The organism is Mesorhizobium sp. WSM4845 (genome assembly GCF_055811455.1).
In genome coordinates this window covers 61,852-76,833 of the sequence record NZ_JBVVQA010000015.1, presented here as the reverse complement: position 1 = coordinate 76,833, position 14,982 = coordinate 61,852, and the positions used below count along the sequence as shown (strand labels likewise).

The 14,982-nt window shown below is 64.6% G+C and carries 13 protein-coding genes; 4 read left to right on the top strand and 9 right to left on the bottom strand.

Going from position 1 to position 14,982, the window contains the following annotated elements; genetic code table 11:
* Both gnd and AC0L2C_RS18300 read right to left on the bottom strand, forming a co-directional pair.
* Positions 1 to 1,017: a phosphogluconate dehydrogenase (NAD(+)-dependent, decarboxylating) gene (gnd, locus tag AC0L2C_RS18305; protein WP_287225025.1), complete on the bottom strand. Its 1,017-nt coding sequence runs from the start codon at positions 1,015 to 1,017 to the stop codon at positions 1 to 3.
* Positions 1,018 to 1,137: 120 nt separating this feature from the next.
* Complete coding sequence (locus tag AC0L2C_RS18300; RefSeq protein ID WP_473524063.1) at positions 1,138 to 3,534, bottom strand: glucan 1,4-alpha-glucosidase; 2,397 nt, start codon at positions 3,532 to 3,534, stop codon at positions 1,138 to 1,140.
* Between the two features lie 200 nt (positions 3,535 to 3,734).
* Between AC0L2C_RS18300 and AC0L2C_RS18295 the strand changes: the two genes are divergently transcribed.
* Genes AC0L2C_RS18295 through AC0L2C_RS18280 form a run of 4 tightly spaced genes read left to right on the top strand, consistent with a single transcriptional unit; the run spans position 3,735 to position 8,252 of the window.
* A complete protein-coding gene (locus AC0L2C_RS18295; RefSeq protein ID WP_091592281.1) occupies positions 3,735 to 4,748 on the top strand; it encodes a substrate-binding domain-containing protein in 1,014 nt (337 codons plus the stop codon).
* 49 nt (positions 4,749 to 4,797) lie between these two features.
* On the top strand, positions 4,798 to 6,318 hold the full coding sequence (locus AC0L2C_RS18290; RefSeq protein ID WP_473476047.1) for an ATP-binding cassette domain-containing protein: 1,521 nt from the start codon (positions 4,798 to 4,800) through the stop codon (positions 6,316 to 6,318).
* A 1-nt stretch (position 6,319) separates the two neighbouring features.
* Positions 6,320 to 7,300 (top strand): ABC transporter permease, encoded by a 981-nt coding sequence (locus AC0L2C_RS18285; protein WP_473524062.1) that lies wholly within the window; start codon positions 6,320 to 6,322, stop codon positions 7,298 to 7,300.
* Between the two features lie 4 nt (positions 7,301 to 7,304).
* The gene (locus AC0L2C_RS18280; RefSeq protein WP_023800540.1) at positions 7,305 to 8,252 is read left to right on the top strand and encodes an ABC transporter permease; all 948 of its coding nucleotides are present in this window, start codon (positions 7,305 to 7,307) and stop codon (positions 8,250 to 8,252) included.
* A 38-nt stretch (positions 8,253 to 8,290) separates the two neighbouring features.
* Here AC0L2C_RS18280 and AC0L2C_RS18275 read toward each other — a convergent pair whose 3' ends face one another.
* The 7 genes from AC0L2C_RS18275 to AC0L2C_RS18245 form a co-directional block, all read right to left on the bottom strand.
* Positions 8,291 to 9,799 (bottom strand): aldehyde dehydrogenase family protein, encoded by a 1,509-nt coding sequence (locus AC0L2C_RS18275; RefSeq protein ID WP_473524061.1) that lies wholly within the window; start codon positions 9,797 to 9,799, stop codon positions 8,291 to 8,293.
* A 19-nt stretch (positions 9,800 to 9,818) separates the two neighbouring features.
* Positions 9,819 to 10,163, bottom strand: a complete 345-nt coding sequence (locus AC0L2C_RS18270; protein ID WP_023800538.1) for a cupin domain-containing protein — start codon at positions 10,161 to 10,163, stop codon at positions 9,819 to 9,821.
* A 24-nt stretch (positions 10,164 to 10,187) separates the two neighbouring features.
* On the bottom strand, positions 10,188 to 10,538 hold the full coding sequence (locus AC0L2C_RS18265) for a cupin domain-containing protein (RefSeq protein WP_473524060.1): 351 nt from the start codon (positions 10,536 to 10,538) through the stop codon (positions 10,188 to 10,190).
* A gap of 238 nt (positions 10,539 to 10,776) precedes the next feature.
* A complete protein-coding gene (locus AC0L2C_RS18260) occupies positions 10,777 to 12,051 on the bottom strand; it encodes a glycosyltransferase (protein ID WP_473524059.1) in 1,275 nt (424 codons plus the stop codon).
* A gap of 16 nt (positions 12,052 to 12,067) precedes the next feature.
* Complete coding sequence (locus AC0L2C_RS18255; RefSeq protein WP_023800535.1) at positions 12,068 to 13,141, bottom strand: ABC transporter ATP-binding protein; 1,074 nt, start codon at positions 13,139 to 13,141, stop codon at positions 12,068 to 12,070.
* Positions 13,138 to 13,932 (bottom strand): ABC transporter permease, encoded by a 795-nt coding sequence (locus AC0L2C_RS18250; RefSeq protein ID WP_128168656.1) that lies wholly within the window; start codon positions 13,930 to 13,932, stop codon positions 13,138 to 13,140. The genes AC0L2C_RS18255 and AC0L2C_RS18250 overlap by 4 nt, the downstream gene beginning before the upstream one ends.
* Complete coding sequence (locus AC0L2C_RS18245) at positions 13,925 to 14,767, bottom strand: ABC transporter permease (RefSeq protein WP_036269997.1); 843 nt, start codon at positions 14,765 to 14,767, stop codon at positions 13,925 to 13,927. The genes AC0L2C_RS18250 and AC0L2C_RS18245 overlap by 8 nt, the downstream gene beginning before the upstream one ends.
* Positions 14,768 to 14,982: the final 215 nt, after the last annotated feature.

Below are 14,982 nucleotides of genomic sequence, written 5' to 3'. Positions count from 1 at the left end.
TCACGAGCCGGTCTTCGGCTTTTCGACATGGCCGCCAAAGGCATAGCGCATGGCGGACAGCAGCTTGTCGGCGAATTCGGATTCGCCTTGCGAGGCGAACCGGTCGAACAGGGCCGAGGACAGAACCGGCGCCGGCACGCCGGTGTCGATCGCCGCCTTCAGCGTCCAGCGGCCTTCGCCGGAATCCGAAACCCGTCCGCCGAACTGCGTCAGCCCCGAATCGGCCTTCAATACGCCCGCCGTGAGGTCGAGCAGCCAGGAGCCGATGACGCTGCCATGCCGCCAGACCTCGGCTACCTCGGCGGTATCGATGTCGAACTGGTAATATTGCGGGTTTTCCAATGGACTGGTTTCGGCGTCGGCCGTCCGCTGTCGCTTGCCGGCATTCGCCGACTTCAGGATGTTCATGCCCTCGGCATAGGCGGCCATGACGCCGTATTCGATGCCGTTGTGGACCATCTTGACGAAATGGCCGGCGCCGCTCGGTCCGCAGTGGAGATAGCCGAACGGGGCGGTTCCGGCATCCTTGCCGGGGGCGGGCACCCCGGCATCGGCGCCTGGAGCCAGGGTGGCGAAGACCGGGTCGAGATGCTGGACCGCGCTGTCGGGGCCGCCGATCATCAGGCAATAGCCGCGCTCGAGGCCCCAGACGCCGCCGCTGGTGCCGACATCGACATAGTTCAAGCCTTTCAATGCCAGGCGCGCGGCATGGTCGACAGCCTCGTGATAATAGGAATTGCCGCCGTCGACGATGATGTCGCCCGGCTCCATCAGGTCGGCCACCTGATCGACGATCCGGCTGGTGATCGCCGCCGGCAGCATCAGCCAGGCGCTGCGCGGCTTGGTCAGCTTGCCGACGAAATCCTCCATCGAAGCGGCTCCGATCGCGCCAGCCGACACAAGGGCTTCAACGCTGGCCGGGTTGATGTCGTAGACCACGCATTCATGGCCATCGCGCAGCAGGCGCCGCACCATGTTGGCGCCCATCCTGCCCAGTCCCATCATTCCGATCTGCATGTTTTTCGTCCTGCTTCTTGAGGGATAGAAGATCTACTGGCTCTATTGTTGGGGCATGATCTTTTCCGAAAACCGGTTTCCACTTTTCGCTAACGCGGACCTTCGGTTCGGGATCATGCTCTAGTCCGGCTTGTCGATACCGACGGAAAAGTCGACATTCTCCCAACGGCCGGCATCGGGCCAGAAAAAAGTAAAGACGATCATATTGCCCGGCGGGAGATCGGCAACGGGCAGGTCCATGAGATGGATGCCGAAGGCGTTCTCGATCGTCGCCGCGTCATGGATGGTTGCCCAATCGTCGTTGCTCCAATGGACCACCGCCCGGGCCAGCAGTTCGACGCGCAGCAGCTTGCCGGCGGGCATGGCGCGGAGCTTGTGATTGAAGCGCCATGTCCGGCGCGGCGCCACGGTCCTGTCCTCGATGTAGCGCTTCACGCCTTGCGGCGGCATGTCGAAGACGGCGCCGTCTTTGAGCGAGCGCAGCAGCTTGATATGCTCCGAATGCGCCCAGACTAGAGGCATGGCGCTGCCCGATGGTCCGCCGTGCCGCAGTTCGTGTTCGGCGATGTCGGGACCATCCCAGACCTGCTCCGGCAGCAGGCCGCCAAACCCGGCCGAATCCTCCAGGGTCTTTAACAGGCTCGCTGCCTTGTCCTTGCGGCCCGCTGCCAGTTCGTAATGGGCGCGCTCGCCGACCAGCAGCGGCCAGGGCCGGCCCTGGCCGGACCCGTCGAAGGGCGCGCCGTCGGCGTGCTCGCCATAGCCGTCGCTGGTATAGCGATACCAGACGGGCCCCTGCGGCAGGTCGCAGCGCAGCCGCGCATCGATGACCCTGACCGTGTCGACGATGCGCGGATCGTCGGCGGCCCTGAGGCCGAAGCGGACGAGCGCCAGCGCATCCGGGCTGACGATCGCCTCGGCCGGCCGGTCGCTATCGCCCGGCGGCCGGTTCTTGATCGGCACATAGCCGTCCTTCGGCGACGCCGCGCCGGCGGTGTCGGGCGGCGCGATGCGGACGTAATAGCCCTCGACGCCGACCTCTTCGCCGAGTGGAGTGCCGGTGACATAGGTCCAGCGCTCGATCTGGTCGTTCCAGACATCGGCGGTTTCCCGCAGATAATTTGCCGGCTCTGCTTTGCCGCAAGTTTCGAACAGGTCGGCCGCGGCCAGCAGGGCTGCGATCTCGACGGCCAGCGTGAACGGGCTGTAGCCGGCATCCTCTTCCCAGCGGTCTTCGCCGGTGACCGGACCGTTGCGCACGACGTAGGAAGCGGCGCGCTCGACCATCGGCATGAAGGAGCGCAACGCGGCGTCTGCCAGATGCCCAGCCCGGCGCAGCGCGTCTGCGAGCAGCAGCGGAAACGCGCATTCGTCCATCTGGATGCCCGGCCAATAGGCTGATCCGTCGAGCCAGGCGTTCTGCGGCCAATGCCCATCCGGCTGCTGGATCGAGCGGAGATAGGCGAGGATCTCAAGCGCTTGCGCCGGATCGCCGGCGGCGAGGAAACCGCCCGCGGTTTCGACCAGGTCGCGCGGCCAGACCAGATGATAGCCGCCGATATCGTCGTCGCCCTTGCTGAAGCCCCACGGGATCGACAGGCTGGCGACGGCCGCTCCGGTGGATGAGCGATGCGTTGCCAGAACTGCCGTGCTGACACGATAGGTGTTGATCCCCGCACCACGCCGGTCCAGCGGCAGCAAGCCAGCCTGCCATTTGCGCCATTTTTCGATAAAGGATTTGGCCGCGGGCGCAAAGCCTCGCTTCAGGCTGGCCGAGGCATTTTCCGCCGCCTCTTGCGGCGTCGTTCCGAAACCCAGCGCCAGCAACGCCGTCGGGTTCGCAGCCGAAAAGCCGATCTCGCCGGTCAGCGCGACATTGCCGTCCTCGGCCCTGCGGCAAGCCGGGTCGAGCCGGCCGTCACGACGGAGTTGCTGCCAGCCGTCGGAGACACCGACATAGCCGGCCGAGCATGCTCCCCAGGGCAGCGACGAGGCGAGCGCCAGGCAAACGCCACGTCCCGATGCAAACAGGACAGGCCTTCCCTCGTGGTCGCCGACCCAGGCGGTGTTGGCCATGCCGGCGTTGACCAGATGTGGCGCCAGCAGCGCGTAGACGCGGTGATCGGCGTGTGTGCCTCTCAGCGGCGTGAAGCTGATTTCCTGAAGCAAAACAGGATGTTCCGGGTCCGTAACGATACGCTTCTCGATCCAGTAGGTGGCGGCGGTGTTGACCAGCCTGTAGGCGGGCACGCCGTCCTCGAACGGCTCGAGGCTGTGCACGGCATCGCGCTTTTCTTCCGAGAAATAGAAGCCGGGGCCGGTGACGACCAGTCCCATGTCTCGGGTGCAGGCGCTGTCGAGGCGGGGATAATAGACCTCGTTGAGGATGCCGTGGCTGATCGTGAACCAGACAGGGCAGGCCGGCGAAAGCGCGGTTCCGACGCCGCTCTTGGTGCTCGACGTCCAGCGCGCCGGAATTCCGGGTGGGCCCAGCGCATCAGTCGGCGTCGCTGCCATCTTGATTTGGTCTCCTGCCCCATCCCTAGACCAGGAGCCGAAGCCTTTTCAATCATTGCACCGCAAGTTGATCGTCAAACCGTCATCGATCGCTGTTGACAAGTGCGCCCATCTAAATTTGTCTGACAATATTGAAACGAGGGTCGTCATAACAGCCGCCAGCAGCCAACAACGACCAGCAATCCATGGGAGGATAACAGATGAAGAAGATACTCGTCTTGAGTGCCCTTGCGGCGATGCTCGCATCAGGCGCCGCGTTTGCCGACACCAGCGACAAGAAGATCGCCTTTTCCAACAATTATGCCGGCAATTCGTGGCGGCAGGCGATGCTCGACAGCTATGCCATCGTCACCAAGAAGGCGGTCGCCGACGGGGTGGTCGCCGCCGCGGACATCTTTACGACGGCCGACAAGGAAGTGCCGACCCAGGCTGCCCAGGTTCAGAACCTGATCCTGCAAGGCTATGACGCCATCGTCATCAACGCCGCCTCGCCGGACGCGCTCAACGGCGCCGTCAAGCAGGCCTGCGATGCCGGCATCGTCGTCGTCTCCTTCGACGGCATCGTCACCGAGCCCTGCGCCTACCGCGTCGTCGTCGACTTCAAGGACATGGGCAGGCAGGAAGTCGAGCAGATGGCCAAGTTCCATCCCGAGGGCGGCAATCTGCTGGAAATCCGCGGCCTTGCCGGCACGTCGATCGACGACGCCATCCACGCCGGGATTCTGGAGGGCGTCGCCGCCCATCCCGAGTTCAAGATCGTCGGTTCGGTGACCGGCGACTGGGACCAGACCACAGCGCAGAAGGCGGTCGCGACGATCCTGCCGTCGCTGCCGGAAATCGTCGGCGTCGTCGATCAGGGCGGCGACGGCTATGGCGCGGCACAAGCCTTCGCCGCCGCCGGCAAACCGCGCCCGACCATCATCATGGGCAACCGCCAGGACGAATTGCAGTGGTGGAAGGAACAGAAGGACAAGGATGGCTACCAGACCTGGTCGGCGTCGATTGCGCCGGGCGTGTCGTCGCTGGCCTTCTGGGTGGCGCAGCAGGTGCTCGACGGCCGCACCGATGTGCCGCATGACCTGTTGGTGCCATACCTCGCCTTCACCCAGGATAATTTCGAGGCCGAGCTGCCGAACATCCCCAAGGGCGGCGTCGCCAGCCACGAATACACGCAGGAAGACGCCATCGCGGCGATCAAAGCCAACATCAAGTGAGCGTGGCACATCCAATGCCGCGCGCGTCGTCTTCCGGATTTCGCTAGGGATGCCCGAGGCCGGTGTAGACATCATCAGACTGGACGGAGCCGAAAAACATTTCGGCGCCGCCACTGTCGACATCATCAGGCTGGACGGAGCCGAAAAACATTTCGGCGCCGTCCGGGCGCTCGCCGGGGTGGATTTCCACGTCGGCGCCGGCGAATGCGTCGGTCTCGTCGGCCACAATGGCGCGGGCAAGTCGACGCTCATGCATATGGTGGCGGGCACGCTCGTGCCCGACAGCGGTCGGATCGCGGTGCGTGGCGGCATCGAGGACAATTATTCGGTGCCGCGCGCCCAACAACTCGGCATACGCTGCGTATTCCAGGAACTGTCGCTGTGCCCAAACCTCAGCGTTGCCGAGAACACCCGAATCAACCACCCGGCGCTGCGCGGCCTCGGCTGGCGGCGCAAGGCGGCCGATCTGATCGCCGCCAAGCTCGACGAGATATTTCCGGGCCACAGCATCTCCGCCGCCGATATCGCCAGCGACCTTTCCATCGGCAGGCGGCAGATGGTCGAGGTGGCGCGCGCCTTCACGGTGACGCAGGATCCGCTCGAATTGGTCATCCTCGACGAGCCGACATCCTCGCTCGACGCGCACACGGCCGGCCAGTTGCTGGGTTTCGTCCGGCGCTTTGTCGCCGGGGGCAAGAGCTGCATTCTGATCTCGCATGTTCTGGGCGAGGTGCTCGGGAATGCCGACCGCATCGTGGTGATGCGCGACGGCAAGGTCGTCGCGTCGGATGCGGCTAAGGCTTTCGATCGCGGCAGGCTGGTGACGACCATGGGCGGAGCGGCAGCGCGTGAGAAGATCGCGGCCGAAATCGCGACCCAAAAGCCGGAGACCGGCCCGTTGCGGGTCCGGGCCCGCCCAGCGCGGCAACAGGACGGCAACGAACTTGTGGCGCATGCCGGCGAGATCATCGGCCTTGCCGGGCTTGCCGGTCATGGCCAAACCGATCTGCTGCTGGCGATTTTCGCAGCCGCGGCGCGCACCAAAACCGGCATCGAGGTCACCGCGCCGGTGGCGCTGGTGGCCGGCGACCGCCAGTCTGACGGGATCTTTCCGCAATGGTCGATTGCGCAAAACATCGGCATCCGCTCGCTGGCGCGATTGCGCAACGGCCTGCTGATCTCGCCGCGGCGCGAAGCCGAGCTCGCCGACTTCTGGCAAAAGAAAATCGGCATCCGCACCCCCGACATGAACAACAACATCTTCTCGCTGTCCGGCGGCAACCAGCAGAAGGCCCTGTTTGCCCGGGCGCTCGGTTCCGACGCCAAGATCGTGCTGATGGACGACCCGATGCGCGGCGTCGACATCGGCACCAAGCTCGAGGTCTACGACCTTGTGCGCGAAGAGGCTGGCCGCGGCCGTACCTTCCTCTGGTACACCACGGAAACCGAAGAGCTCGACAATTGCCACCACGTCTATGTCTTCAAGAACGGCCGGATCGTCGCCAAGCTTGGTCGCGACGAGCTGACCGAGGAAAAGATCATCCAGTCCTCGTTCGGCGATGCGGCTTGAGATGACGGCAGCACCCGTCGAGAGCGGTCCCAAGAGTTCTTCCGAGCGAAGCGCGCTGGCGCGGGCGCGCCTGCTGCGCGGGCTGCTGCCTGCGATGTCGCTGGTGCTGGTGCTGCTGGCGATCGCCTGGCTCAACCCGCGCGCCATCAGCTATTTCGGCTTCAGCCTGATGCTCAACCTGGCGATCCCGATCGCATTGGCGACGATCGCGCAGATGTTCGTCATTGCCGGCAACGAGTTGGACCTGTCGATCGGCACCTTCGTCGGTTTCGTCGGCTGCGTCACGGCGACATGGCTGAAGGAGGCGCCGCTGGTCGGTGTCTTGATCCTTCTCGGGTCGATCGGCACCTATGCGCTGCTCGGCGCGCTGATCCATCTGCGCAACCTGCCTTCAATCGTGGTGACGCTCGGCATGAGTTTTGTCTGGCAGGGTCTGGCCATCCTCATCCTGCCGAAGCCCGGCGGCAAGGCGCCGGACTGGCTGCTGTCGCTCATGGCCTTCAAGCCGCCCTTCGTCCCGTTCCCGATCATTGCGGCGCTGCTGATCGCGGCGGTCGTCCACTTCGGGCTGATGCGCACCTCGTATGGCGTGATCCTGCGCGGCTCCGGTGGCAATGCCGCGGCCCTCAGCCGTGCCGGCTGGTCGCTGCTCAAGACCAAGGTCGTGCTGTTCGCATTGACCGGCCTGTTCGGCGTTTTATCCGGCATGGCCCTGATTGGCATCACCACCTCGGCCGATGCCAATATCGGCAATGGCTACACGCTGCTGTCGATCGCCGGCGTCATCCTCGGTGGCGGCGAATTCGTCGGCGGCCGGGTATCGCCGATCGGCGCGGTGATCGGCGCGCTGACGCTGGCGCTCGCCGCCTCGCCGCTGCTGACCTTCATGCACATCCCGCCCGATTGGCAGGTGGCCGCAAACGGCGCCATCCTCATCATCGTGCTGGCGGCCCGGGTGCTGATCAGCCGCAAAGAGAGGTGAGGGGATGGCATCGTTGCGATTGCTGCTCGCCAAACCCTGGATCTGGTCCTTCATCGGCGCGCTGCTGGTGTGGCTGGCGACGGTCACCTTCACCGGCGGATATGGCGGCGGCGGCATGATCACGGCGGCACTTTCGCTCGCCGTCTTCACCGTCATCGTCGGTGTCGGCCAGATGTTCGTGATCACGCTCGGTCCCGGCAATGTCGACCTGTCGCTGCCCGCCAATATCGGCCTCGCCAGCGCCGTCGCCATGAAGGTGATGGACGGCAATGATTCAATGATCGCGGTCGGGCTGCTGGCGGCGCTGGCCTGCGGCATGGCGATCGGCGCCGCCAATTATCTGTTGATCTGGGCGCTGCGCATTCCACCGATCATCGCCACACTGTCGGCGAGCTTCATCATCCAGTCGATCGACATCAGCTATGGCCGCGGCTTGCAGATCAAGCCGCCGCCGGGCTTTGCCAGTTTCACCAACTGGCAGATTCTTGGCATTCCGGTGCTGGCGATCCTCACCGTGCTGTTCTCCATCGGCGCTGCGTTCGCGCTGCAGCGCATGATCTATGGCCGTTCGGTGCTGGCGATCGGCCAGAACATCCGCGCGGCGTGGCTGGCCGGCGTCAATGTCGGCCGCATCCGCTTTCTTACCTACACGCTGTCGGGCGCGCTCGGCGGCCTCGACGGGGCGCTGCTCGCCGGCTATTTCCGCGGCGCCAATGTCGATATCGGCAATGAGTACCTGCTGGCCTCGATCGCCGTCGTCGTCATCGGCGGCACGTCGGTAGCCGGCGGCAAGGCCAATGTGCCGGGTGTATGGGGCGCGGCCCTGTTCCTGGTGCTGCTTTTGACCATGCTCAACACGTTCGGCGTCAGCGCCGGCGTCCGTCTGTTGCTGACCGGGCTGATCATCGTCGGCGTCATCACTGCCGCTGGCGGGCAGAAAGCGCTGCGCTAGCAAGCGGCGGCGCTTGGCGGCGCTGACCCTGTGTCATCTCATACGTGCTTGCGGCCGCCGGATTCGCGGAACCAGCTGTCGGGATAGGGATACCACCAGCCCTGGATCGCCGGTTTGTGGTCGATGATCACCATCTTCGAACGGCGGAAGGCATCGAGCCCCTGGCGTCCCAGTTCGCGGCCAAGGCCCGACGCCTTCCAGCCACCGAACGGTAGCGCGTCGTTGTCGATCAGCGGATTGTTGACCCAGACCATGCCGGCCTCAAGCCGCTCCGCAGCCTCATGCGCCTCGGCAAGATCAGTGGTGAACACCGAGGCGCCGAGCCCGAACGGGCTGTCATTGGCAAGTTCTATCGCCTCGTCGAAATCCTTGACCCGGCAGATCGCGGCGACTGGCCCGAAACATTCTTCCCGCACGATCGCCATGTCGGGGGTGACGCCGGTCAGGATCGTCGGCTCGTAGAACCAGCCGACATTGTGCGCCGGCGGAATACGCCCGCCGGTGATCGCCTTGGCACCATTGCGCACGGCATCGTCGACCAGCCGCATGACTTTCGCCCGCGCCGCCTCGCTGACCAGCGGCCCGATCTCGGTCTTGTCGAGGCCGTTGCCGATGCGCAGCGCCCGTGTCTTCTGCGCAAACAGCTCGACAAAGCGGTCATGAACGGCATCGACGACGAAAAACCGTTCGGCCGAGGTGCAGACCTGGCCGGTGAGATGGAACGCGGCGGTGACGCTGCCGGCGGCCGCCACGTCGAGCGGGGCGTGTCGGCTGATGATCAGCGGATCGCTGCCGCCGGCCTCGATGACGCATGGCTTCATGCGCTCGGCGCAAGCGACGGCGACAGCCTTGCCGGCGGCGACCGAACCGGTGAAGGCAACCGCATGGGTGCGATCGGAGGCGATCAAAGCCTGCGCCGTGGCCGCCGCGCCGGGCAGGCAGGAAACCAGGCCCTCCGGCAGTGAGCGGAACACGGTCATGTAATCCAGCGTCGACAGTGTCGTCGCTTCGGCCGGCTTGATGACGCAGGCATTGCCGGCGGCAAGCGAGGCGGCAACTGTCCAGCACATCAACAGGATCGGGAAATTGTAGGGCATGATGTGCACAGACGTGCCGTAGGGCTCGTAGCGCGCATACTGGAACGAACCCGCCTGCGTCGTGCCGGCGATCTTGCCGGCATCGTCACGCGCCATTTCGGCGTAGTAGCGGAAGATCGGCGCGCAATTGGCGATCTCGCCGATTGCTTCCGGATAGGGCTTGCCCATCTCGCGCACCATCAGCTCGGCGCAGCAGGTGAAGTCGGCCGCCTCGATCGCGTTGGCGACTGCATGCAGATGCCTGGCGCGGCTCTTGGCGTCGAGCTTTTTCCAGGCAGCTTGCGCCCTGGCCGCAGCGGTGAGCACGGCGTCGATCTCGCCGTCGGTTGCAGTCGCGATGGCGCCGACGGTTTCCAGTGTCGCCGGATCGATCACCGGTTTTGCCGCGCCGGTCATCGGCCGATAATCCGGATTGACGAAGAAGGCCGGCCGGTCAGGTGAGAAGTCCATGGTCGTCCTTTCAAGTCGCTCAGCGGATCATGTAGACCTTCTTGATGGTCTCGTGGACGGTGCAGACGCCCTTCCAGTCCTGCGGAAAGAACGCCGCGGTGTCGGGTTCGATCTCGATCACCTCGCCGGATTCGTGGACATAGGTGCAGCGGCCCTCTAGGAAATGGCAGAATTCGTCGCGGGTGACGTGGCAGTGCCATTTGCCTGGGGTGCAGACCCACAGCCCGCATTCGGAGCGGCCTTCCGGCCCCTTGTGCAGCAATTTGCCGGAGGTACGGGATTCGCCCTCGATCATCGTGGGGATGACGCCCCAGTCGACGAGGTCGGTGAGGGCAAGCGGCGATTTCATGATCGGTGTCGGCATGTCGTGAAGCTCCAGTGGCTGGCTTCAGGCCAGCATGTAAATGTTGCGGATGGTCTCGTGGACGGTGCATTCGCCGGTCCAGCCGGCCGGGAACATGACTACCGTGGCAGCGGAGACTTCTATCACCTCGCCGTTGTCCGATCGGTAGGTCGTGCGGCCGGCAACGAAATGGCACAGTTCGTCGCGCGGGATCGCCAGCCGCCAGCGGCCGGGCGTGCAGACCCAGATGCCGGATTCCGGCTGGTTGTTCGGCCCCTTGTGGACGAGCCTGCCGGTGGAGTGCGAAGCACCTTCCAGCGCATTGGGCTGTGCGCCCCAGTCGACGAGGTCGGTGCGGGTCGAGGCTTGGTGGAGATGTGGCACAGAGGAGGTCATGTGGGTGCTCCGCCGGCGCGATGCATGACTTCGCGATCGTCTCGCTCTACGGCGCCCCCCTCTGTCCTGCCGGGCATCTCCCCCACGAGGGGGGAGATTGGCAGCTCTGGCGGCGGCACTCTTCTTGCGACATTTGTGATTGGCGAAATCAGTGATGACGGCCAATCTCCCCCCAAGTGGGGGAGATGTCCGGTAGGACAGAGGGGGGCGCGAAGGAACGCCATACCCATCCGCCCGGTCACAGCAGCTCCTCCAGCAGCCCGGCCGCCTTCTCCGGGCCGTTCTGCGATTGCATCTGGGCCGACGTCTTCGCCAGCTTGACCTTGATTGCCGGGTCGGTCAGGCAGGTTTCGATCTTGGCGATTAGCTCGGCGTCGCTCCAGTCGTAGCGCGGCATGCCGAAGCCGTGGCCGGTTTCCTCGACCCGCGTCGCGTTGTCGTGGCCATCCCAGACATAGGGCATGATGATCGCCGGCTTGCCGAAGTAGAGACACTCGGTGAACGAGTTGTTGCCGCCATGGTGGATAACCGCGTCGACCTGCGGGATCACCGAGGGCTGCGGAAACCAGCTCTCGACGATGACATTGCCGGGCACTTGCGCGTATTGGTCCTTGTAGCCGCCGACATTGACCAGCGCCCGGTAGCGAGTCTCGGCCAGCGTCGCGATGATGCGCTTCAAGAGATCGACATCGCCGGCGCCAAGGCTGCCGAACGAGACGTAGAGCAGCGGCCCGTCATTATTCTCAGCAAAGGTCGGCACGGTGTAGGGCTTCTCCTGCCGCACGCAGCCTTCCAGATACTGGAATTTTGCCGGGTCGAGCGGATGGCGGCGCTTGAACTTTGCCGCCTCGGGATAAAGCAGCAGGTTGAGGTAAGGCGAGGCCTCGAAGAATTGGCCGATCGGATACGGCGCTTCGTTGTTGGCTTTCAAAAACGTATTGAAGTCGTCATGGATCGGCTTGATTGCCGCGTTGAAATGGTCGCGGTAGCGCTGATGGCAGGCGTGGTCGTTCTCGCCGCAGCCGGACAGATGCGGAGGGATGTCCTCGTCCTCGATCTCGTTTTCCGAGCAGGAGATGACGCGCACCCATGGCTTGCCATACTGCTTGATCGCCGGGAACAGGATGACGTTGTCGACGCAGATGACGTCGGGCTTGATCGTCGCAAGCACGCCGGGCAGATCCTTCTCAGCCCATTTGGCGCTGTCGACGATCGCCGTCCAGCAGTCCTTCACGTAATTGTCGACCTGGTCGTAGGGCGATTTGCGAAAATTCGGGATGTGGCGGTTGATGAAGTCTTCCCAGAACTTGGCCATCTGCTCGGGCGGCATCGGCTCGGACAGGTTCACCGGATGCGCCTCGAAGCCGTAGCCCTTGTAGACGTCGACGAAGCCGGGGTCCGACAGGAACACCGCTCTGTGGCCGCGCGCCTCGACCGCCTGGGCGATGCCGACGGAGTTGAGCGCCGGGCCGTAGGCCGCTTCCGGAAAAAACGCGATGGTCTTCTGCGCCATGAAAGTTCTCCTTCAATCAATCTGCGAAAATTCTGACGTCGGCGGCATCCCAGCCGAGTTCGACCGCATCGCCCGACGCGACCGGGCGGCGGTCGGCGGCGTCGGCGGTGACGCGCACCAGGAACGGTTTTTGTGACAGAGCGGTGCGGACATGCAGCTGCAGGTCGAGCCCGTGATAGGCGAGCGCCTCGACGATGCCGGCAACACGGTTGGCCGTCTCTGGCGGCGGGAACAGCCGGATGCGCTCGGGCCGCACCGAAGCGACCGCCGCAGCGCCGGGCGAAAGTATTTCGGGAACCATGCCTGATATCCGCGCACCATTGGCTGCCAGCACACCATCGTTGGCGGCTTTGCCCGGCACGAAATTCATGACGCCAATGAAGTCGGCGACGAAACGGTCGGCCGGATGTTCGTAGACCGCATGCGGCGTGTCGCATTGCAGCAGCTTGCCGTCCCTCAGCACCGCCATGCGGTCGGCCATAACGAGCGATTCCTCCTGGTCATGGGTGACGATGACGAAGGTGATGCCGACTTCGTGCTGCAGCCGCTTCAGCTCCAGTTGCATGGCGCCGCGCAATTTCTTGTCGAGCGCACCGAGCGGCTCGTCGAGCAGCAGCAGCCGCGGCCGCTTGACCAGCGCCCGGGCAAGCGCGACGCGCTGCTTCTGGCCGCCCGACAATTGCTCCGGCTTGCGGTCGGCGAAGGCGACAAGCTCGGTCGTCGCCAGGATGGCGTCGACGCGGGAGCGGATTTCGTTTGCCGGCAAGCGCTCCATTTCAAGGCCGTAGGAAACATTGGCCCGGACGCTCATATGCGGAAACAGCGCGTAGGACTGGAACATCAGGTTGACCGGCCGCCTGTTGGGCGGGGTTTTGGCGATGTCGCGGCCGTCGAGCAGGATGCGCCCCTCATTGGGCGTCTCGAAACCGGCCAGCATGCGCAGCAGCGTGGTCTTGCCGCAGCCGGAAGGTCCAAGCAGAGCGAAGAACTCGTTCTCGCGGATATCGAGCGAGATGCCGTCGACGGCCGTCACCCGGCCGAAGTTCTTCGACACCTTGTCGATCGCCAGCAGCGTGCGGGGCTCGCTCATTGGCCGATGACTCCGCGGTTGAGCCGCTGCGACAGGGTTAGCGCGGTGATTGAGACCGCCATGACGATGGTCGCCAGTGCATTGATCTCCGGCGTGATGCCGAAGCGGATCATCGAATAGATCTGCATCGGCAGCGTAGTCGAGGCGCGGCCGGCGCCGGCGGTGAAGAAGGCGATGATGAACTCGTCGACCGAAAGGGTGAAGGCGAGCAGCGCGCCGGCGACGACCGCAGGCAGGATGACCGGCAATGTCACCCGCCTGAAGGTGGTGAGCGCGGAAGCGCCGAGATCGGCGGAGGCCTCGACGATCGACCAGTCGAAGCTTTTTAGCCGCGCGCGCACCACCGAGCAGACGAAGGCGAGGTTGAAGACGACATGGGCGAGGATGATGGTGTGCAGGCCGAGCGTGAAATCGAGCATAGAAAAGAAGCTGAGCAGCGCCACCGCCAGCACGATGTCGGGAATGATCATCGGCGCAAAGATCAGCGCCTCGAGGCCGCTTCCGTACTGCCGGCGCATTTCGACGCCGATGGCCAGCAAGGTGCCGAGCAGCGTGGCGATGGCTGTCGAGACCAGCGCCACGATCAGCGTGTTGAGGGCGGCGGAAAGGATCGCGGCGTTTCCGGCGAGCGAGGCATACCATTTCAGCGAAAAGCCCGACCAGACGGTCGGCAGCCCGCCTTGGTTGAACGACAGCGCCACCAGTACGGCGATCGGAATGTAGAGGAAGGCGAAGACGAGCGTCAGCACGAGCCAGAGCGTACGCCGTGTGGCGGGCGAGCGCTCAGTCATCGGCGCCTCCTTTCGCTTCGGCGATACGGCCCGCGGCGCGATCGGCAGCCAGGGCCTGCGCCGTCAGCACCAAAAGCATGATGGCGATCAGCGCCATCGCCAGCGCTGCGCCGAACGGCCAGTCATTGGCGGTCAGGAACTGGTCGTAGACAAGATTGCCGATCATCTGGAAGCGGCCGCCGCCGAGCAGTGCCGGCGTGACGAAATTGCCGATCGACAGCACGAAGACGAAAACCGCCCCGGCGGCGATGCCCGGCACCGTCAGCGGCAGTATAACCCGGCGAAATGTGGTCATGGCCGAAGCGCCGAGATCGCGCGAGGCCTCGGCCAGCTCCGGATTGAGCCGCGACAGCGGCGCGTAGCAGGCGAGGATGACGAAAGGCAGGTAATTGTAGACCAGACCGGCGATGACGGCGCCTTCGGTATAGAGCATCGACGGCGGCTCGCCGGTATAGCCGAACCAGCGCAAGAGCTGGGTGATCAGGCCTTCGCGGTTGAGCAGCACGATCCATGCATAGGTGCGGATCAGGTAATTGGACCAGAAAGGCAAGACGGCGAAGAACAGGAACACCGGCTGCCACCGGCGCGGTGCTGCCGCGATCGCATAGGCGGCGGCATAGCCGATCACCACCGCGATCAGCGTTGCCGTGCCGGCGATGCGCGCCGAATTGAGGAAGATGCCGGCATAGAGCGGGTCGAGCACCAGCCCGAAATTCTCCAGCGTGAAGCTGTATTCGATGCCGCCATAAATGCCGCGCCGGAAGAAGGCGAGCGCCAGCACCAGCGCGCATGGCACCACCATCAAGGCGGTGAGCCAGGCCAGCGCCGGCGCCATCAGCAAGTAGGAGCGAGAAGGTGTGAACGATCTCATGTCGCACCCTCCTCTGGCCTTGAGGCCATCTCAAAGGCATCGAAATTGTGTTTGGACAAGCGCCCCCCCACCCCCCATTGCAACCCAAATTGGAATGGGAAATGGGGGGGAAACCCCCCCAACCCCCGGGGGGGGGAGGGGGCCGCCCAAGGGGGGCGCCACAACAACCCCCCCGGGGG